Genomic DNA, 20,507 nt, shown 5'->3' on the forward strand with positions numbered 1-20,507 from the left:
ACTGCTGCCGCGTGGAGGGACGCGCTATGGGACAGGTTCTCCACGGCAGCGCCACAACGACCGAGACGGTCCGTCGGGCAATCCAAGCTCGTCAAGAGAGCGTGAGAGCCGCCGCTAAGCGCTATGGGGTCAGCCCGACGACCGTGCAGGAGTGGCGCTCCCGCCAGACCAGCAGGGACGCTCGGATGGGGCCGAAGGAGCCCCGCTCCAGCAACTCGCGGCAGGCGGCGGGGAGTGGCAGGGCATGGCGGTCCACGGCCGTCGCCGAGAGGCCGTCGGCAATGATGAGAGCCGCATCGTAATCCCCCGGCACAAGCTCGGTGTGAGCCGCAGGGTCGAGCTGGCGGCCGAGGTCGGGGCGGCTTTGCCCGAGGATGGCCGGCTCGGGAGCGAGGGCGGCGGCGAGGCGGTAGTGTCGAAGGGCGCGTGAACGGCGTCCCGCGCCCGGGCATGGGCGTGCTGGAAAGCAAGCACGTGCCGCAGGGCCGGGGCGTCGCCGGTCCGCTCCAGCCCGCTGCGGGCCGGGCCGTATCGGACGATGTCGGGCAGGCCGATTGATCGTCAAATTTTCGAAACTGACGTTATTGTTTAGGTTAATGAAAAGTTAAGATATCTTTTAACCCTGCATCTGATCATCGTCCTGGGATTTCCTAGGGTAAATTGGAGAAATTATTGTCGGAGGCGAGAATTCCTAGGCGCTCGCGCATGTAGATCTGTCATTACAACTGGCGACACTATGAGATATGAAAAGCATGAAAGCAATCTGGACCACGTGAACCGAGTCAACGGGCTGGCGTAACTCGCTGCCGGCTGGGCTGCGTCATGGCCACGAGAGCTGAGCGGGCGGTGCTGGTCGGCGCAAGTGGCGGCAATTGCGTCACGCGTGAGAAAAGACGAGACGATCCGGATGACCATGGCGTTCATTCCTCCGCATGTCGTCAGCCATGTGGATGGCTCATCGGAACGGCCGACGTGGCGACCAATCACAACCGTAGGACCGATCTCGCTTGAGCGCCGGTTCAGCCGATGAAATTCCCGGCTCGTAAGAGCCGATCACGAGACCTTGCCGCCGCGACCGGCGTCGCTTCACGATTTTATCACGAAAGACTTTTCCGATGACGCTCCCGATGCCCAACGTCACCGCCATCACGATCACTCCGGTCTCGGGCACGGTCGGCATCGGCGCACAGATCGTGCTGACGCTGAGCACGGACCAGCCGGTCACCGTGAGCACGGCGGGCGGCACGCCGTCGCTGACGCTCAGCAACGGCGCGACGGCGGCCTATACGGGCGTCGACGGCAGCGGCAGGCCGCGCTTCACCTACACGGTGGCGGCGGGCGACACCGGGGCGAGCAACCTCACGGTGACCGGCCTTTCCCTCAACGGTGGCAGCATCACCGGCGGTGGTGGGAGCTTGAGCTTCGGAGCCTCGACCGACCTTCCCACCGGCGGCGGCTCCGCCTCGGTCGCGACGGCGGACGTGGACGGCGACGGCAAGCTCGATATCGTCGTCACCAACTCTGACGTCGACACCGTCTCGGTGCTGCTGGGCAACGGCAACGGCACCTTCAAGAGCAAGACCGGCCTCGCCACAGGCAGCGGCCCCTACGCGGTGGCGCTGGCGGACGTGAACGGCGACGGCAGGCTCGATATCGTCACCGCCAACTACAGCAGCGCCACCGCCTCGGTGCTGCTGGGCAACGGCAACGGAACCTTCGAGACCAGGGCCGACATCTCCACAGGCAGCAGCCCCTACTCGGTGGCGCTGGCCGACGTGGACAGCGACGGCAAGCTCGACATCGTCACCGCCAATTACGGCGACAACACCGCCTCGGTGCTGCTGGGCAACGGCAACGGCACCTTCAAGGCCGAGGTCCTTTTCGGCACAGGCAGCGCCCCCCGCTCGGTGGCGCTGGCGGACGTGAACGGCGACGGCAGGCTCGACATCGTCACCGCCAATGGCGATGACAACACCGCCTCGGTGCTGCTGGGCAACGGCAACGGCACCTTCAAGATCAGGACCGATCTCGCCACAGGCGGCGCCCCCCGCTCGGTGGCGCTGGCGGACGTGAACGGCGACGGCAGGCTCGACGTCGTCACCGCCAACACCGACGACGGCACCGTCTCGGTGCTGCTGGGCAACGGCAACGGCACCTTCAAGGCCAAGACCGACTTTGGCACAGGCGGTCGCCCCCGCTCGGTGGCGCTGGCGGACGTGGACGGCGACGGCAAGCTCGACGTCGTCACCGCCAACGCCGACGACAACACCGCCTCTGTGCTGTTGGGCAACGGCGACGGCACCTTCAAGGCCAAGACCGACTTCACCACAGACAGCATCCCCTACTCGGTCGCGCCGGCCGACCTCAACGGCGACGGCAAGCTCGACATCGTCACCGCCAACAACAACTTTGGCACCGCCTCGGTGCTGCTGAACACCACGGCGCCTGGCATCAGCCTGTCCACATCCAGCGTCGCCAGCGCGACGGGCGCGGCGACCGGCCTCGCCCTCGACGCGACCCGTCCGACGCTGGTCGCCGCGACGGTCAACGGCACCGCGCTGGTGCTGACCTACGGCGAGGCGCTGGACGCCGCCCATGGGCCTGGGCCGAGCGCCTTCACGGTGAGGGCGGGCGGCTCCGTGGTGAGCGTGTCCGGCGTCGCGGTGGATGGCGCGGCCAAGACCGTCACCCTGACCCTGGCCTCGCCGGTGACCGCCGGCCAGAGTGTCACCGTCGCCTATGCCGACCCGACAAACGGCGACGACGCCAACGCCATCCAGGACGCCGCCGGTAACGACGCCGCCTCGCTCGCGGCGACGCCCACCGTCAACCGCACCGAGGCCCGCGTCACCGCCATCACGGCGACCCCATCCTCCGGCTCGCGCGGCATCGGCGCGACGGTGGTGCTGACGCTGACCACCGACATTCCGGTCACGGTGGACACGACGGGCGGCACGCCGTCGCTGAGCCTCGGCAACGGCGCGGCGGCCGCCTATACGGGCGTCGACGGCAGCGGCAAGCCGCAATTCACCTACATCGTCGCGGCGGGCGACACCGACACGAGTGACCTCACCGTCACCGGCCTCGCCCTCAACGGCGGCAGCATCACTGGCGGGGGCTTGAACTTCGCGACCAAGACCGACGTCACCGCAGGCGACGGTCCCTACTCGGTGGCGCTGGCGGACGTGAACGGCGACGGCAAGCTCGACATCGTCACCGCCAACTACGGCAGCAACAATGCCTCGGTGCTGCTGGGCAACGGCGACGGGACCTTCAGGGCCAAGACCACCTTCTCCACAGGTTCCAACCCCGGCTCGGTGGCGCTGGCCGACCTCGACGGCGACGGCAAGCTCGACATCGTCACCGCCAACTCCTACGGCAACAGCGCTTCGGTGTTGCGGGGCAACGGCGACGGCACCTTCAAGGCCAAGACCAATTTCACCACAGGCGCCCAGCCCTTCGGGATTGCGCTGGGGGATGTGAACGGCGACGGCAAGCTCGATCTCGTCACCGCCAACTTCGGCAGCGGCGCCAACAGCGCCTCGGTGCTGCTGGGCAACGGCAACGGCACCTTCAAGCCCAGGACCGACCTCGCCACAGGCCCCTCCCCCGCGTCGATCACGTTGGCGGACGTGGACGGTGACCACAAGCTCGACATCGTCACCGCCAACTACGGCAGCGGCGCCAGCAGCGCCTCGGTGCTGCTGGGCAACGGCGACGGCACCTTCAAGCCCAGGACCGATTTCGCCACAGGCAACCAACCCAATTCGGTCACGCAGGGAGACGTGAACGGCGACGGCAGGCTCGACCTCGTCACTGCCAACTACGGCAGCAACAATGCCTCGGTGCTGCTGGGCAACGGCGACGGCACCTTCAAGGCCAGGACCGACTTCACCACAGGCTCTCTTCCCACCTCGGTCGCGCTGGCGGACGCGGATGGCGACGGCAAGCTCGACCTCGTCACCGCCAACTACGGCAGCGGCGCCAGCAGCGCCTCGGTGCTGCTGGGCAACGGCGACGGCACCTTCAAGGCCAGGACCGACTTCACCACAGGCTCCTTCCCCGCCTCGATCACGCTGGGGGACGTGGACGGCGACCACAAGCTCGACATCGTTACCGCCAACTACGGCGACAGCAGCGGCACCACCGCCTCGGTGCTGCTGAACGCCACCTCACCGATCGTCGGCCTGTCTGCCGCCAGCGTCGCCGGCGCGACGGGGCACGCGACCGGCCTCGCCATCGACGCGACGCCGCCCGCGATCGTCACGGTGTCGATCCCGAACGCCGCGATGAAGATCGGAGACGTGGTCACCGCCACGATCACGGTCGCCTCCGATACCGACACCGACACGCTCCAGTCCGGCACCATCGCCGGCTACACCCTCGGCGGCCTGACCAAGATCAACGACACCACCTATACCGCCACCTTCACGGTCACCGCCGGCCTTGATGTGGCGGCGAGCGCCGACCTGCCGGTGAGCCTGGTGCTCGAGGACGGCGCGGGCAATCTCAGCACCGCCTACACCACCGCCATCAGCCAGGGCGGCGATGCGATCGACACGACGCGCCCGACGCTGGTCTCGGCGACGGTGGACGGTGCCTCGCTGGTGCTGACCTACAGCGAGGCGCTGGACGCCGCCCACGGCCCAGGTCCGAGCGCCTTCACGGTGAGGGTGGGCGGCTCCGTGGTGAGCGTGTCCGGCGTCGCGGTGGATGGCGCGGCCAAGACCGTCACCCTGACCCTGGCCTCGCCGGTGACCGCTGGCCAGAGTGCCACCGTCGCCTATGCCGATCCGACAAACGGCGACGACCTCTCCGCCATCCAGGACAGTTCCGGCAACGACGCCGTGAGCCTGTCGGCGACCGGCGTCACCAACCAGACCCCGATTCGCGTCACCGGCATCGCGGCCAGCCCGGCCTCGGGCACGGCCGGCATCGGCGCGCAGATCGTGCTGACGCTGAGCACGGACCTGCCGGTCACGGTGGATGCGACCGGCGGCACGCCGTCGCTGACGCTCGGCAACGGCGCGACGGCCGCCTATACGGGCGTGGACGCTGGCGGCAAGCCGCAATTCACCTACATGGTGGCGGCGGGCGACACCGCCACGAGCGATCTCACGGTGACCGGTCTTGCCCTCAATGGCGGCACCATCACCGGCGGCGGGCTGAGCTTCGCGTCCGGGACGACCTTGGGCACGAGTTCCGGCTCCCAGTCGGTCAGTCTTGCGGACGTCAACGGCGACGGCAAGCTCGACCTCGTCACCGCCAATAGCGACCCCAGCACTGCCTCGGTGCTGCTCGGCAACGGCGACGGCACCTTCAAGGCCAAGACCGACTTCGGCACCGGCAGCAGCCCCTATTCGGTGGCGCTGGCCGACCTCAACGGCGACGGCAAGCTCGACCTCGTCACCACCAATAACGACAGCGGCAGCGCCTCGGTGCTGCTCGGCAACGGTGACGGCACCTTCCAGGCCAAGGCCGACATCGGTACGGGGGGCAGTCCCATCGCGGTGACGCTGGCGGATGTCGACGGCGACGGCAAGCGCGACATCGTCACCGCCAATTATGGCAACAGCGTCTCGGTGCTGCTCGGCAACGGCGACGGCACCTTCAAGCCCAAGGCCGATGTCACCACCGGCAGCGGCTCCCGCTCGGCGGCGCTGGCCGACCTCGACGGCGACGGCAAGCTCGACATCGTCACCGCCAACCAGTTCGCCGGCACCGCCTCGGTGCTGCTGGGCAACGGCGACGGTACCTTCAAGCCCAGAACCGACATCGTGACGGGTCGCGGCTCCCTCTCGGTCAAGCTCGCGGACCTCGACGGCGACGGCCGACTCGACATCGTCACCGCCAACAACGACAGCGGCACCGTCTCGGTGCTGCTCGGCAACGGCGACGGCACCTTCAGGGCCAAGACCGAGTTCAGCAGCGGCAGAAGCCCCTACGCGGTGGCGGTGGCGGATATCGACGGCGACGGCCGACTCGACATCGTCACCGCCAACTCCGGCGGCGCCAGCACCTCGGTGCTGCTCGGCAACGGCGACGGCACCTTCAAGGACAAGGTCGACTTCGGCACGGGCCGCACCCCCTTAGCGGTCGCGCTCGGCGACCTCGACGGCGACACCAAGCCCGACATCGTCACCGCTCAGATCGGCGGCAGCGCGTCGGTGCTGCTGAACGCCACCGCGCCGATCGTCGGCCTGTCCGCCACCAGCCTCGCCGGCGCGACGGGGGCGGCCACCGGCCTCACCGTCGACGCGACGCCGCCCGCGATCACCGCGGTGTCGATCCCGAACGCCGCGATGAAGATCGGAGACGTGGTCACCGCCACGATCACGGTTGCCTCCGACGCCGACATCGACACGCTGCAATCCGGCACCATCGCCGGCTACACTCTCGGCGACCTGACCAAGGTCGACGACACCACCTACAAAGCCACCTTCACGGTCACCGCCGGCACCGACGTGGCGGCGAGCGCCGACCTCCCGGTGAGCCTGGTGCTCGAGGACGGCGCGGGCAACGCCAGCACCGCCTACACCACGGCGATCAGGCAGGGCAGCGACGGAATCGACGCGACGCGCCCGACGCTGGTCTCGGCGACGGTGGACGGCACCGCGCTGGTCCTGACCTACAGCGAGGCGCTGGACGCTATCCAGGGCCCGGCTGCCGGTGCCTTCACGGTGATGGCGGGCGGCTCGGCTTTGGGCGTATCCGGCGTCGCGGTGGATGGGGCGGCCAAGACCGTCACCCTGACCCTGGCCTCGCCGGTGACCCCGGGCCAGACCGTCACCGTCGCCTATGCCGACCCGACCAGCGGCGACGACGCCTCCGCCATCCAGGACAGCGCCGGCAACGACGCCGCGAGCCTGTCGGCGACCGGCGTCACCAACAATACCCCCGTTCCCGACACCACGCCGCCCGTGATCACCGCCGTGTCGATCCCCGACACCACGATGAAGATCGGCGACGTGGTCACCGCCACCATCACGGTGGCCTCCGATACCGACACTTACACGCTCCGGTCCGGCACCATCGCCGGCTACAGCCTCGGCGACCTGACCAAGGTCGACGACACCACCTACAAAGCCACCTTCACGGTCGCCGCCGGCACCGACGTGGCGGCGAGCACCGACCTCCCGGTGAGCCTGGTGCTCGAGGACAGCGCGGGCAACGCCAGCACCGCCTACACCACCGCCATCAGCCAGGGCGGCGACCCGATCGACGCGACGCGCCCGACGCTGGTCTCGGCGACGGTGAACGGCACCGCGCTGGTTCTGACTTACGGCAAGGCGCTGGACGCCACCAACGGCCCGGCTGCCGGCGCCTTCACGGTGAGGGCGGGCGGCTCCGTGGTGAGCGTGTCCGGCGTCGCGGTGGATGGCGCGGCCAAGACCGTCACCCTGACCCTGGTCTCGGCGGTCGCCCACGGCCAGGCCGTCACGATCGCCTATGCCGATCCGACCCGCGGCAACGACGTCTCCGCCATCCAGGACGGCGCCGGCAACGACGCCGAGACCTTGTCGGCGACCAGCGTCACCAACACCACCCCGCTCCCCGGCCCGACGATCACCGATGCCGCCATCACGATCGGCGCCGGCTCGGGCCCGAACGGCGCCTACCGGATCGGCGACACGATCACCGCCACCTGGAACAACACCGCCACTGGCGACAACAATTCCGGCGTCACCGGCGTGACGATGGATTTCAGCCAGTTCGGCGCGGCCTCGCCCGTCACCGCCACGAATAGCGGCGGCCTCTGGACGGCGACCTACACGATCGCCGCCGGCACGCTCTCGGCGGCGAACCGTAACGTCTCGGTGAGCGCCACCGACAGCAGCGGCAGCCGCACCACCGCCGACACCACCAACGCCATGGTCGACAACCAGGCGCCGGCCGCGCCCGTCGTCACCTCGGCGGCCCTCACCCGGAACGGCGCTCCCATCCTGACCGGCACGGCGGAGACCGGCAGCACCGTCGCGGTCGCCGTGGGCGGGGCGAGCTACACCACGACCGCCACGGGCGGGGCCTGGTCGCTCGACCTCGCCACCGCCACGCCGGTCACCGGCACGCTCAGCCTCGACACGAACGGCAGCAACGCGATCTCGGTGACCGCCGAGGACGCGGCCGGCAACGTCTCGACAGCCGGGACGCAGACGCTCGTCATCGACACCACCGCGCCGACCGCGCCTGCCGTCACCTCGCCCCTGCTCAGCAACAGGGCGGCCCCGATCCTGACCGGCACGGCGGAGATCGGCAGCACCGTCGCGGTCGCCGTGGGCGGGGCGACCTACACCACGACCGCGACGGGCGGGACCTGGTCGCTCGACCTCGCCACCGCCGCGCCGGTCACCGGCACGCTCAACCTCGACACGAACGGCAGCAACGCGATCTCGGTGACCGCCGAGGACGCCGCCGGCAACGTCTCGCCCGCCGGGATGCGGTCCCTGGTCATCGACACCACCGCTCCAGGTGCGCCCGCCATCACCTCGGCAGCGCTCACCAAGAGCGCCGCCCCGATGCTCACCGGCACAGCGGAGGCCGGATCGGCGGTGACCGTCACGGGGGCTGGGGCGACCTACGCCACGACCGCCACGGGCGGAGTCTGGTCGCTCGACCTCGCCACCGCCACACCGGTCACCGGCGCGCTCGGCCTCGACCTCAACGGCGGCAACCTCGTCTCGGCGACCGCCGAGGATCTCGCGGGCAACACCTCCACGATCGGGACGCAGACCCTCGTCATCGACACGACCGCACCCTCCGCCGCCGTCCGGTTCGAGGATGCCGACATCAGCGCCAGCGAGCAGGCCGACGCCGCCTTCCTCGTCACCAGCCTTGATGCCGGCGACAGCTTCACCTGGACCATCACCTCCGCCGGCGGCGGCCAGATCTCCGGCAGTGGCACCACCAGCGCCGGCACCACCCGCGTCGGCGGCCTCGACCTGTCCGGACTCGCCGACGGTGCCCTCACCCTCACCCTCGGCCTCACGGACCCGGCCGGCAACGCCGCCACGCCGATCACCGCGGCGGCCCGGAAGGCGACCGGGACCGACCCGGATCCGGTCACCCCGCCGGGCAGGCAGACCATCGACGGCGCCACCGTCGAGACCGGCGTCACCACCGCCCCAGACGGCAGCAGCCTCGACACCGTGACCATCGCGGCGCCCGACGACAGTCGCGTCGAGGACCGCACCACTGCCAATGCCGACCTCGCCGACGTGCCGGTGGTGCGCGAGACCCTCATCGACCCGCAGACCGGACAAGCCACCAGCCTCGCCACCCTCACGGTCAGCGTCCCCACCGGCGTCGGCGTCGTGGCCACCGGCAACGCCGCGCGACAGACCCCCGACCAGGCGCTGACCGGCCTGATCGCCGCCATCAAGGCCCGCACCGACCCGGGCACGGCCTCACAGGCCGACCTGACCGACGGCGCCTCCGGCTTCCTCGGCGGGCTGTCCAGCGAGGCCCAGCTCCTCGTGCGCACCATCGACGTGCGCGCCCCGGGCGTCACCCCCGGCCAGCCGGTGCAGATGCGGGTCAGCGGCAACACCCTGGGCGCCACCACCACCCCGACCGCGCTGGTCTTCGACACCACGGCGGTGACCGGCCCGGTCACCGTCCGGCTCGACAACGTCGAGTTCGCCGCGGTGGTCGGCAACGCCACGCTGGTGGGCGGCGACGGCCGACAGATCGTCTACGGCGACACCAGCCAGCAATACCTGTATCTCGGCGCCGACGACGACATCCTGCATGGCGGCGGCGGCAACGACACCGTGGCCAGCGCCGGGGGCAACGACACGCTCTACGGCGACGCGGGCGAGGATCTCGTTGCCGGCGGCGAGGGCGACGACTGGCTGCGCGGCGGGACCGGCCGCGACACGGTGTTCGGCGAGACCGGCGACGACGTGGTGTTCGGCGAGGACGACGACGACTTCATCGGGGCCGGCTCCGGCAGCGACTTCGCGTCGGGCGGCTATGGCAACGACGAGGTGCACGGCGAGGACGGCAACGACGTGCTGTTCGGCGACGAGGGCCGCGACGGGATCTATGGCGAGGCCGGCGACGACCGGGCCCATGGCGGCACCGGCGACGACTTCATGCAGGGCGGGACCGGCCGCGACACGGTGTTCGGCGAGGACGACGACGACTTCATCGGGGCCGGCGCGGGCAGCGACTTCGCGTCGGGCGGCTATGGCAACGACGAGGTGCACGGCGAGGACGGCAACGACGTGCTGTTCGGCGACGAGGGCCGCGACGGCGTCTATGGCAAGGCCGGCGACGACGTGGTGCGGGGCGATGCGGGCGACGACTTCGTGTCGGGCGGCTACGGTCGGGACCTGGTCGAGGGCGGGTCGGGCAACGATCTGGTCTACGGCGACGACGACGACGACGTGGTGCTCGGGGGTGAGGGCGACGACGCGGTGCTCGGCGGGACCGGCAACGACCGGGTCTTGGGCGAGCAGGGCGCCGACACGCTGCTGGGCGGCGAGGGAGGCGACGACCTGAGCGGCGGCGAGGGCGACGACCTGCTGTTCGGGGGCCAAGGGGCCGACCTTCTGTTCGGCAATGCCGGCAACGACATCCTGGAGGGCGGGCTCGGCTCGGACGTGTTCGGGTTTGGTCGCTGGGACGGGTCGGACGTGATCCGGGACTTCGTGGTTGCGGGGCCCGAGGCGGACGTGATCGCATTCAACGGCGGCGTGGTGGCGTCGTTCGAGGCGCTGCAGGGGGCGTTGACGCAGGAAGGCGCCGACACGGTGATCCGGTACGGGGCGGGCGACGTGCTCACGCTGCAGAACGTGCAGGCCTTGAGCCTGAGCGCGGCGAACTTCACCTTCGCCTGAGACCAAAGCTCCCGGGCCGTTCCGCGATTGTGCGGCGGCCCGGGCGCCTTTGCTCACGAATCGCTCCGGGTTTCCCGGCAACGGTAATCAGATCGCGGCGGCTAGCATTACAATTGTATGGACCTCTTGATGTGAGCTTGGCGGGCAGCGGCTTGGTGAGCACGCCGCCAGGCTGACCAAGCGATGACGAGAGCCGGTTCAATGCGCCGTTGCGCGAGTCGCATCGCGACTCGCCGGATCTCCTGGAGTGACCAGGGCACGGGCGAGCTTGGCCCTTCGCTCGGTTTTTGGGGGCGGGCCGTTGGCCCGCTGGCGCACCCGCGCCAGCACTGCGAACGCCAGCATCACCAAGCTGACGTGCCGGTGCCAGCCATGCCAGGAGCGGGTCTCGTTGTGGTCCAGACCCAGTTCGGTCTTGCTGGTTTCAAACGCCTCTTCGATCGCCCAGCGCCGTCCCTCGAGGTCGTGTCCCTTGGAGTGGTGTCGCTGACCGAGAGCGGGAGAGCCCACCTGCGCGCCTTCCACAGCGCTGTAGCAGGCGGGATCTCCCACGGGGGTGGCCATCGGCGGTGACGGGTTAGGATCGGGTTGCTGATACTGCTCGAAGAGCTGCGACAGCATCACGGCCGGTACCGGCTCCTTGCCGAGCACCGCCGCACGGGTCGCCGGATCGTCCGCCGCGTTGCGCGCGGCCAGGGCGTCGATCCGCGCCAGGATCTCGGCGAGAGGCTGCGCCGCCACCTCCGCGGCCGGCATGTAACTGAAGCCGAGCTGCCGGGCGCGCTTACGCGCGGCCTCGTAGCGCGCCTTTGCCTCCACACTCTGGCCGCCGGCGAGGCCCTGCCAGTAGGCCTCCAGCTCGCCGTTCATCTGCGCCGCCGCACGCGCGGCACGCAGGCCCCGCGGGTCGTCCGCGGTCCGGATGTGGGTCGAGCGCTTGACAATGCCGCGCTTGTCGAGGGCGGCGAACGTCTCCGGGACGCGCCGGACGAAGTGCCAGAAGCCCTGGCGTCGCGTCAGAAACTCGGGCATCGGCGGGCAGCGATGTTGGACGTTGCGTTGGACGAAATCGTGCCCTGCCGTAAGGGCGCCCGTCAAGCAATGGCGCTAAGCATTTAATTTTGCTGCTAAAATAGAAAAACGACTTGGCGGAAGGGGTGGGACATTCCGAGCCAACATCCATAATCCAATTAAATCAACGGCTTAGGCTCTGTGTGATGCGCCACCTGTAGCGCAGAACTGTAGCACGGAAATCCGTTGATAGCGAGTTCGACGGAGAGAGAGGAAATCGAACCGGGAGGCTGTTCAGGCCCCCTTCCCTGCCTTCAGAACGCTGCCTTCGGTGAAGCCATGGGATGAGGCTGAGGGAGCGCCCTCAGATGGCACCACGAGCCCCGTAGATAGTGACTCGCTGTCTGCCTCTGCTTCTACCTCTCGTAACGAGGCTGGGATCTGTGCGGGTTGGTGCTGTCACAGGCGGCCTTGCGACGGCTGCGTGATCAAACTTCACCGATCACAATCTTCGGTGTATGACCGCCGAATGGCCGAAGGCGATTTGATCTCAACCCTCGTCACTCATACGTTTGCCCTTCTCACCGGGGGCGGCTTGAGCACTTTCCTGGTGAATCAGCACTTCACGAAGAAAGAACGAAAACGACAGGAATCGGAAGAAGCACGCAAGCTCGTCATTAGGCTTTTGCCGGCGCTACAAATCGCTCAACGGCAATATACTCGCTTCTTAAATGAGAGTATTTACCTTCACGATATCGATAATGAAATTCGCAACTCACAAATATCAACTATAGTTATCTGCAAGCCCGACGCGGATCTGGCAGCTATCATCGACAGTGCTGCCTTGCATCTCTTGGAAAACCGATTTTTGGTGGAGCTAGCGGGCCATAAAGCTCGAATGCTGAGCTTGGCTAGCGAACTTGACGAAAAACAATCCAGTCTCAATTACGATTATGCCTTTCCAGAAGACTTGGCTGTTGCAGCGAAGGATCATCTTGATCGAAATTTCGTAGATTTGATCCTCGCTCTGCACCAGCTCCGTCGGGATATGACCGTCACATATCTTGGTAAAAGCGCTTGGCCTGCTAGCGAGAAGCGGCTAGGTGCCGAATTGGCTAAGTTGCGGAAGCGAGTATACTCGGAGACGAGCTGGGGAGATCAATTTGGGAAGTTCAAGAACCGGCTCGAGCACACCTACTCGAAGTACCTCTACCGCTTCCGCCGCTGGCTCCGGGATTTTGGCATGACAAAATAGGCTAGAGGATGGGCGGTCCTCAGCCTTGAGCGCCCAGCTGAGCGTCCTGCCACTCCTTTAAGGTCTGACCGGTGCCGACGAGGCGCCACGCCGTACGTCCGTTCGAGTTGCTGTTCTTGATCACTGCCGCAGCAGCCGAGGCACTCATGAACGCAACATCTGCAGCGAACTCTAGGAATTGTGGATCAGCGGACGGCACCAGCCTTCCATCTTTAATTAGTTGATCACGCAGAGGGGCGTAGCTATTAGCGGCATATCCGCTCTTGGTTGTGGCCTTTGAGCCTGCGAGGACAGTAAGCTCCCCGTCGACCTCCACTGCTCGGGCTTCATAACCGTGCTTCCCGCTGGTGAGTATCAGATCGATCTGGGGGCCCAGCTGCGCCTTTGACTTATCGTTTGAGATTTCTGGCGCATGGATCTTGCCTTTAGGTCTTAGAAAATCGAAGCCGACCACAGGGAGAATGACCTCTACCTGAGAAATGAAAAACTCCATGTCCGCGATGTCGCTTTCGGGCAGAGCCTTGCGGCCGGGCTCGTTGCCGTTAGCGAGGTTTGCTCGGTCGGCACTCTTCGTCAGCTCCACGAAGCGGTGCTCAAGGTAGCGGACATGGGACTTTGTGAGGTTCGCGTCTTTGGACGTGACGATGCAGACTCGGCTCCAGAAGTCCTTTGATGAGTCCTTGGCGTGCGACTTAATGCGGTCGATGACGCTATCGCCTTCACCAACGTAGACCCGAGACTTGGTTGGCTGCTCAGGGTCATCCCCGACGAGAAAGTAGACCCCCGTGCGGGTTGCCTCATCGCGGCTTAAGGCTTCGCCCAGGCGGGACCTCGGGGCGACCAATGCGTGACCCGTCCAGTTCATGATCTCGGCGGTGAGGATCCCCGTAGGGGAGCCATCCGCTAGGTAGAGGCGCACGCTTCGACCCTGAACCACTACTGCCCCCACCCAAGTTCCTATCCTTGAGAATGGCGCGACACGGAGCTTGGCGGCAAGAGCTATCGTCGCTTCCGGCCGTGAATTGCTCTCGTCCTAATTTATGCCATCGCATCAATGGCTTGCGGGCAAGAGGCGGCATTTCGGTGCACTCAAGGAGAACTCAGTCGAGCTTGAGCCAAAAGGTTGCACTCACTGAGAACACTCTTGCAGAGAATCAAGATCATGAATCGACAAAAAACCAAACCGACATCGCGAGCCACGAGCGCCGCGAACTGTGTGGCAGCTAATAAAAATCGGGGGAAGTCGCAGTCTGATGCCTACCGGGCGTACGCAGACGGCTCATCGCTCTACAATCCAGGCCCCGCAGGGTGGGCCGTTCTCATCATCAAGCCCGATGGCACCCGAGAGATGTTGGTCGGCTCTGCCGCTCTGGCCACGAATAACGCCATGGAACTCCGGGCAGCCATTGAGGCGCTGAAGGCCATGCCCAGCAACGCCACAGGAGTGCTCCTGTCCGACAGCGAGTACGTCGTGAAGGGCGTTACTTCCTGGCGGAAGGGGTGGGAAGCCAAGGGCTGGAGGAACGCGAAGGGTCAGCCAGTCGCCAACGCGGACTACTGGCGAACCGTGTTCCAGCTCTCCGATCAGCACCCTGGGATCCGCTTCGAGTGGGTCCGAGGCCATGCGGGCGAGGAAGGGAATACGCTGGTTGATACCCTCGCCAGGGCTGAAGCCGAGAAGGTCCGTGCTGGGCCGCCCCCTGTAGGGCCTCAAGAAGCTACCCACGGGCTCATTCGCTCCGGGATCGGCACAGCCGGCGGCAGCGCGACCCGACGGGTGGCTTCCGAGGCTGATAGCGCCCGTTTGAAGAGGGCTGGTGCCTGACTGCTTGGAGCGGCCGGAACGCCCTCCTTGGGCGGTCCCCTACCAGCTACAGCACGCATTGGATGGGCTGGGTCCGACCCTGAGCTGATCGACCAACTACGTCAACGACTCTCAGTGCTCACCCATGCATCTGATTTTCGTAGGTCGATAAAAAATCTAAGACCACCTATTGACAATCAGACCGCTCTGATGCACGCGCCCGCGTCTTTAAGAGTTATCCTTATGGGTACCTCCAAGGGATCCCATTAAGCTCCCTCTCTATCTTTCTACCTCTAAGATCCATTCCTCTCAGAGTATCCCTTGAGGATCTCTAGAGGGCACCTCAACCAACCCTCAAGAAAGGCACGATGGTGCAGCCCCCAGGCATCCCTGGAGGGCTCGATACGTCGTGGTCAATCAACAAGCATGACCAACACAATCACGATCACCTGCAGACCCCTTCGCTCGTCGAAGGCGACCTCAAAGGCTCGCTACGCCACCTTCCACGAGGGGCAGCACCTCTGCGACTCCTCAACTCCGTTCCTCTCCTCGGCTCGCGCCCTGATGAGAATGGGAGCTGATCCCGATGCCATCCTCGCAATGCGTCACGAGGGTCACGCGACCGTGGCGCTCAAGGGCAAGCTCAACCGAGCGGCTCAGCTCACGGTCACGGAGGACGACACGAGAGGCCTTCGGCTCACCCGCTACCGAGATCCTGCCGATAGGATGCCCCACAGGGTGGTAGGGGATGGACCAAGAATGGCCGAGACCATCTCGGGAGCATCCACCATTCCCGCTGAGGCCTGCTGACGGCGGGAGGGCTACCCTGCCACCCCTGACATGCGGCGAGCTGAGGCGATGGACGGCTGCCTCAGCCTGCCATGTGCGGCTCAGCCCAACCGGGCGCGGGGCCACGAATCGGCATGGAAGCCGAGCGGGCTGATGTGGACCTGACCAACGAAGGGCACCCTGAGGAACAGCGAGGCCAATTCGATCTCTAGCATGAAGCCGAGCAAGCGGAGGGTCATTTTGATTTGTCCCTTGTGCGACCTGGATGAGCTCCGAGGTTGATGCTTATCTATCAGACACAGATCCATCTCTCAAGCTTGTAGACCAACTATACGATAATGGATTTATTGCGGAAGTGGATGGGATCATTTCCCCGGATGTTTGGTGAAAAATTGTGAGCCGGCATCGATCATTAGGCCCTGGCCTCACGTCCCCCATGGGCCCCTGGCTTTTGATGCTGGCTGGCCATCGCCCGACAACGTCAGATGCGGTAGCAGCCCGGAGGCGGCATGGAGGCGTGACCGTGAAGTAGTTCAAGCGGAACTATGCCCGAGGGCTCGGCTTCTCGACCTTCGTTGCCTTGGCATGGCTGAGCACTTCGCTCGCTGGCCCGGTGGTCTGCGCTGATGGATGGCCGTCACTCTCCATTGGTCGGCAGGGAGTCTGCTCCTGGCATGGGGGAGTGGGGTCGGATCCTCGGCTGCTCCTTATGCTGGCGAGTGCGGCTGCTGGTGTGTGGTCTGGCAACGCCTGAAGTGCGGCAGGCCTGTGCTGCCAGGGAGGACTGGAGGCGGCGCCTAGAGGTGACCGGCGGCGTCACGGAAGGGTACACCGCTGCGATACAGCGCAGTGATACATCTCTGCCTGTAACAGAACGGTTGACAGGAGGCTTATGGTACATCATCGTACCATGGTCTAGATCGTTATGTGACAGGATCACTCCGATGGCCGTCTACGGTTACGCTCGTGTCTCTTCCTCCGATCAGGATCTCGGCTTGCAGGAGGATGCGTTGCGGGCCGCAGGCTGCGAGGTGATACGATCAGAGAAACGGTCGGGGACCTCCACGGAGGGTCGGACGGAGCTGCAGACCCTCATGGAGTTCGCCAGGAAGGGCGACACCATCGTGGTCACCCGTATCGACCGGCTCGCCCGCTCCATCGCTGACCTCGCTTCCCTGGTGCGGGACATGGAGGCCAAGGGCGTGACCCTCCGCGCCACGGAGCAGCCCATCGACACCTCCACGGCTGCCGGCCGGTGCTTCCTGCAGATGCTCGGGGTGTTCGCTGAGTTCGAGACCAACCTGCGCCGTGAGCGTCAGATGGAGGGCATCGCCAAGGCCAAGGCTGCGGGGGTGTACGCGGGCAAGGGCCGCCCCGCCTCCGTTCCGGCCGAGAGGGTCCGCGAACTGCGGGATCAGGGCCTAGGGCCGTCTGCCATCGCCAAGGAGCTGGGCATCAGCCGCATGTCGGTGCATCGGGCTTTGAACCCGAAGGCGGCTTGAGGTGGCCTAGGGAGGAGGCGTGAGATGTTGCGGCTTTTCCCTGCCTCGGGATGTCTAACCCTTTTCGGTGTGGATTGCAGACAGCATCAAACTATTTATCGACGATCAAGGGAAGTCAAACTAGCAGGACGCCGTGGTTGCTGAAAATAGCCGCCAAGTGGGAGGGGCGTTGCCGATTTTGACTGTTCGTGTTTCTCTGAGGGGACTGCCACCAGAAGCCCTTCGAGCCTTAGCTGTGACTGCATCGGCAGCCTTGCTGTGGAGGCGGAATCCGAGGGGGCAGAAGCACTCAGCCGGCTTCTCGGCTCCCGAGCTTGTACATACAGCGATGGCAAAGGGAGGCGCGGAGGTTCGTCTAGAGCCGTGGAGGGAGAGGAAGTAGCATTTCGTGCGGTTCGCCGGGAGCCAGGATGGGAGCATTGGGCTGACTGAGCGGCGACCACTTACAACCGTCCGATGATGCGCCGGCACACTGGCGGTGGCACTCACGGTCACGCTAAGGTCGCAAAGCCAGAACCAATGCCTTCCGGGGGAGCCGTGGCAACCGACCTGCAGGACCTTTCACGCCGCCTATTCGCTACCGCTGACCAGCTCTGGACCAACAGCTCCCTGCGGCCAGACCAGTATGCCCAGCCGGTGCTGGCGCTGATCGCGCTTCGTCAGATGGAAGCCAAGTTCGACAAGGTGCACGCCGAGCTTGCTCCTCTGTTCAAGGGCCGGCTCAAGGCGACCCCTGCTGACTACCAAGCACGTGGTGCAGTGTACCTGCCGGAAAACGCTCGGTTCTCAAAGCTGCTCTCCCTGCCGGGCACGGCGGACCTTGGAGCGGCATTGAACGCGGCCATGAAGGCCGTAGCCGATCAAAACCCCGATCTCACTGGTGCCCTTCCACAAGGCTACGGCGGCCTGCCGAGCAGCGTGCTCCAAGAGCTGCTGCGCCTGCTGGCCCCCCTAAAGATCGAAGGTGATGCCTACGGGCTGGTCTTCGAGTACTTCATGGGTCAGTTCGCATCGTCCTTCATGCAGAAAGGAGGGGAGTACTTCACGCCTGCCTCCATCGTGAAGCTCATCGTGGAGGTGATCGAACCTTACCACGGGGCCATCTTCGACCCGGCGTGCGGGTCAGGCGGTATGTTCGTCCACTCGGCAGAGTTTGTACGTCGACATCATCGTGCGCCTGAAAGCGAAATTAGCGTCTACGGCGTCGAGAAGATGTCCGATACGCTGCGCCTCTGTCGGCTTAACCTCGCTGTGCATGGCCTATCTGGCGAACTGCGTGAAGCCAACAGCTACTACGACGATCCTCACAGGCTGATCGGCCAGTTTGACTTCGTCATGGCCAATCCGCCCTTCAACCAGCCAGAGGTGGACCGCGCAAAGCTGGTGAACGAGGCTGGGAAAGTAGACGCCCGCTTTTCGCTTGGACTGCCCACCGTCAACAACGCTAACTATCTCTGGATTAATCTTTTCTACGCCGCGTTAAAGCCCACCGGTCGTGCCGGCTTCGTGATGGCCAACAGCGCCTCGGATGCGGGCGGCAGCGAGCGCGAGTTGCGGCGGAAGCTAATCGAGACTGGCGCCATTGACTGCGTCGTCGCGGTCGGCCCGAACATGTTCTTCACGGTCACCCTGCCGGTGACACTGTGGTTCTTCGATAAGGGGAAGGCCAAGGGACCACGCGGCGACGAGGTGTTGTTTGTGGATGCGCGGCACCTGTTCCGTCAGGTAACGCGGGCGCATCGCGTCTTCGACGCTGACCAGATTGAGTTCCTGGCGAACATAGTCCGCCTCTGGCGCGGCGATCCCGTCGAGACCGAGGCTGGCAGTGCTGCCCGAATGACTGCCGCGTTCCCCAAAGGACAATACAATGACGTGCCGGGCCTATGCCGCGTAGCGACACGGAAGCAGATCGTTGCGCAGGACTGTAGCCTCAACCCCAGCCGTTATGTGGGTGTCGCACCCGGTCAGAAGCAGGAGAGCGAGGAGTTCCGCACTAAGCTCGAGGCGATGCAAGAGGAACTGGAAGAGCTGAACATCGAGGCGGCAAAGCTCCAGGGCTTGATCGCGCAGAACGTGGCGGAGCTACTTAAGGTATGAGTGACGGTGCTGATGACTGGGCTGATGTGCGTGTGGGCGACATTGGCCGCGTTGTAACCGGCCGCACACCGCCGTCCGAGCAGCCGGGGCTTTTTGGTCGCGCGTATCCATTCATTACGCCGGGTGATATGCGACAGGGTAGATATGCGCGACGGACAGAACGTAGCTTGTCACCAGATGGTGCCGCTCACTTAAGGCGTATTGAGCTACCCCCGAACAGCGTTTGTGTGTCCTGCATTGGCTGGCAAATGGGTGAGGTTATTATCACTGACCGCCCCTCGTTCAGCAATCAGCAGATCAATACTATTATCCCGAACGCAGGATACGAAGCATCATTTCTATATTACTCCTTCCGACTCCGGAAGCAGGAGCTGCTATCGCTCGGCTCGGCGTCCGGAGCGCGGACACCTATTATGAACAAATCTGGTTTCTGCGGCCTGAAAATCAGGGTTCCATCGCTTCCAATACAGCGTCGCATCGCCTCCATTCTTGGTTCCTTCGACGACCTTATCGAAGTGAACCGACGACGTATCGCGGTGTTAGAGGAGACGGCTCGGATTTTGTTCGATGAGTGGTTTGTTTACTTGCGATTTCATGGCAAAAAGGATACTGGACAGGTGCTGCCAGTGCGCTGGCGGGATGGGACCTTGGGAGATTTGTTGAGCCTGGCCTATGGAAGAGCACTGAAGGCGACTGATAGGATAGAGGGTGCAGTTCCTGTCATAGGTTCGAGCGGGGTTGTAGGGTATCACAATCAAGCCTTAGTGGAGCGTTCAGGTATCATCGTTGGCCGAAAGGGGAACGTCGGCTCCATCATTTGGAGTCCAAAACCATTCTTCCCGATCGACACAGTATTTTTCGTTGAAAGCGCTTATCCTTCTGCGTATCTCGTTCAGTTGCTGCGACGGATGCCATTTCAGAATAGCGACGCTGCTGTTCCTGGTCTGAACCGGAACGCTGCGCTCAAGCTGCCTGTTGTTATTCCGCCCCGGGACGTCGTAGACAGCTTCGAAAGCGTTGTTGCTCCAATGCAGGCTTTGGTTGATGCTCTCCATGAAGCGAACGTGCGACTTGGTGGTTCACGCGATCTGCTCCTCCCTCGCCTGATCTCCGGCGAATTGTCCCTTGCCGCGGCTGAGCGCGAACTAATGGCCGCTGCCTAATGTCGCCTACGAGCCTAAGCTCCCCTCTCTCAGCCACAGTTGCCA

Annotated in this window: 9 protein-coding genes and 2 pseudogenes; 7 read left to right on the top strand and 4 right to left on the bottom strand. The window is 65.1% G+C overall.

The features are described from left to right. Positions 1-26: 26 nt before the first annotated feature. Positions 27-212: pseudogene (locus VQ03_RS31485) on the top strand (helix-turn-helix domain-containing protein); the annotation flags it as partial. Here VQ03_RS31485 and VQ03_RS35215 read toward each other — a convergent pair. After that, complete coding sequence (locus VQ03_RS35215) at positions 122-313, bottom strand: hypothetical protein (protein WP_053078391.1); 192 nt, start codon at positions 311-313, stop codon at positions 122-124. The pseudogene VQ03_RS31485 and the gene VQ03_RS35215 sit on opposite strands and share 91 nt — an antisense overlap. Positions 314-1,115: 802 nt before the next feature. On the opposite strand from VQ03_RS35215, the gene VQ03_RS32660 reads away from it, so the two are divergent. After that, positions 1,116-10,841, top strand: coding sequence for an FG-GAP-like repeat-containing protein (locus tag VQ03_RS32660; protein ID WP_048449548.1), 9,726 nt, complete (start codon positions 1,116-1,118; stop codon positions 10,839-10,841). Between the two features lie 198 nt (positions 10,842-11,039). Here the strand turns inward: VQ03_RS32660 and VQ03_RS31530 are convergent. Further along, positions 11,040-11,303: pseudogene (locus tag VQ03_RS31530) on the bottom strand (IS701 family transposase); the annotation flags it as partial. A 1,078-nt stretch (positions 11,304-12,381) separates the two neighbouring features. Here VQ03_RS31530 and VQ03_RS32670 point away from each other — a divergent pair. Continuing rightward, positions 12,382-13,107 (top strand): hypothetical protein, encoded by a 726-nt coding sequence (locus tag VQ03_RS32670; protein ID WP_157063942.1) that lies wholly within the window; start codon positions 12,382-12,384, stop codon positions 13,105-13,107. A gap of 19 nt (positions 13,108-13,126) precedes the next feature. Here VQ03_RS32670 and VQ03_RS03905 read toward each other — a convergent pair whose 3' ends face one another. Continuing rightward, entirely contained in the window at positions 13,127-14,026 is a 900-nt protein-coding gene (locus VQ03_RS03905; RefSeq protein WP_245291952.1) for a GIY-YIG nuclease family protein, read from the bottom strand. 225 nt (positions 14,027-14,251) lie between these two features. Here VQ03_RS03905 and VQ03_RS31535 point away from each other — a divergent pair, with 225 nt between their 5' ends. Beyond that, positions 14,252-14,932 (top strand): ribonuclease H family protein, encoded by a 681-nt coding sequence (locus VQ03_RS31535; protein ID WP_083467755.1) that lies wholly within the window; start codon positions 14,252-14,254, stop codon positions 14,930-14,932. A gap of 869 nt (positions 14,933-15,801) precedes the next feature. Here the strand turns inward: VQ03_RS31535 and VQ03_RS32675 are convergent. Then, a complete protein-coding gene (locus VQ03_RS32675) occupies positions 15,802-15,939 on the bottom strand; it encodes a hypothetical protein (protein ID WP_157063943.1) in 138 nt (45 codons plus the stop codon). Between the two features lie 705 nt (positions 15,940-16,644). Between VQ03_RS32675 and VQ03_RS03910 the strand changes: the two genes are divergently transcribed. The 3 genes from VQ03_RS03910 to VQ03_RS31540 all read left to right on the top strand — a co-directional run bounded on the left by VQ03_RS03910 (position 16,645) and on the right by VQ03_RS31540 (position 20,462). Further along, on the top strand, positions 16,645-17,202 hold the full coding sequence (locus tag VQ03_RS03910) for a recombinase family protein (protein ID WP_048449551.1): 558 nt from the start codon (positions 16,645-16,647) through the stop codon (positions 17,200-17,202). 537 nt (positions 17,203-17,739) lie between these two features. Then, complete coding sequence (locus VQ03_RS03915) at positions 17,740-19,299, top strand: type I restriction-modification system subunit M (protein ID WP_048449552.1); 1,560 nt, start codon at positions 17,740-17,742, stop codon at positions 19,297-19,299. Then, positions 19,296-20,462 (top strand): restriction endonuclease subunit S, encoded by a 1,167-nt coding sequence (locus VQ03_RS31540; RefSeq protein WP_083467756.1) that lies wholly within the window; start codon positions 19,296-19,298, stop codon positions 20,460-20,462. The genes VQ03_RS03915 and VQ03_RS31540 overlap by 4 nt, the downstream gene beginning before the upstream one ends. Positions 20,463-20,507 lie beyond the last annotated feature (45 nt).

The sequence above is a fragment of the Methylobacterium tarhaniae genome (genome assembly GCF_001043955.1).
Lineage (GTDB): Bacteria > Pseudomonadota > Alphaproteobacteria > Rhizobiales > Beijerinckiaceae > Methylobacterium > Methylobacterium tarhaniae.

Coding starts and splice junctions, on each gene's coding strand:
- VQ03_RS32660 (WP_048449548.1), top strand. CDS start 1,116: ATGACGCTCCCGATGCCCAACGTCACCGCCATCACGATCACTCCGGTC.
- VQ03_RS32670 (WP_157063942.1), top strand. CDS start 12,382: ATGGCCGAAGGCGATTTGATCTCAACCCTCGTCACTCATACGTTTGCC.
- VQ03_RS32675 (WP_157063943.1), bottom strand. CDS start 15,939: ATGACCCTCCGCTTGCTCGGCTTCATGCTAGAGATCGAATTGGCCTCG.
- VQ03_RS03910 (WP_048449551.1), top strand. CDS start 16,645: ATGGCCGTCTACGGTTACGCTCGTGTCTCTTCCTCCGATCAGGATCTC.
- VQ03_RS31540 (WP_083467756.1), top strand. CDS start 19,296: ATGAGTGACGGTGCTGATGACTGGGCTGATGTGCGTGTGGGCGACATT.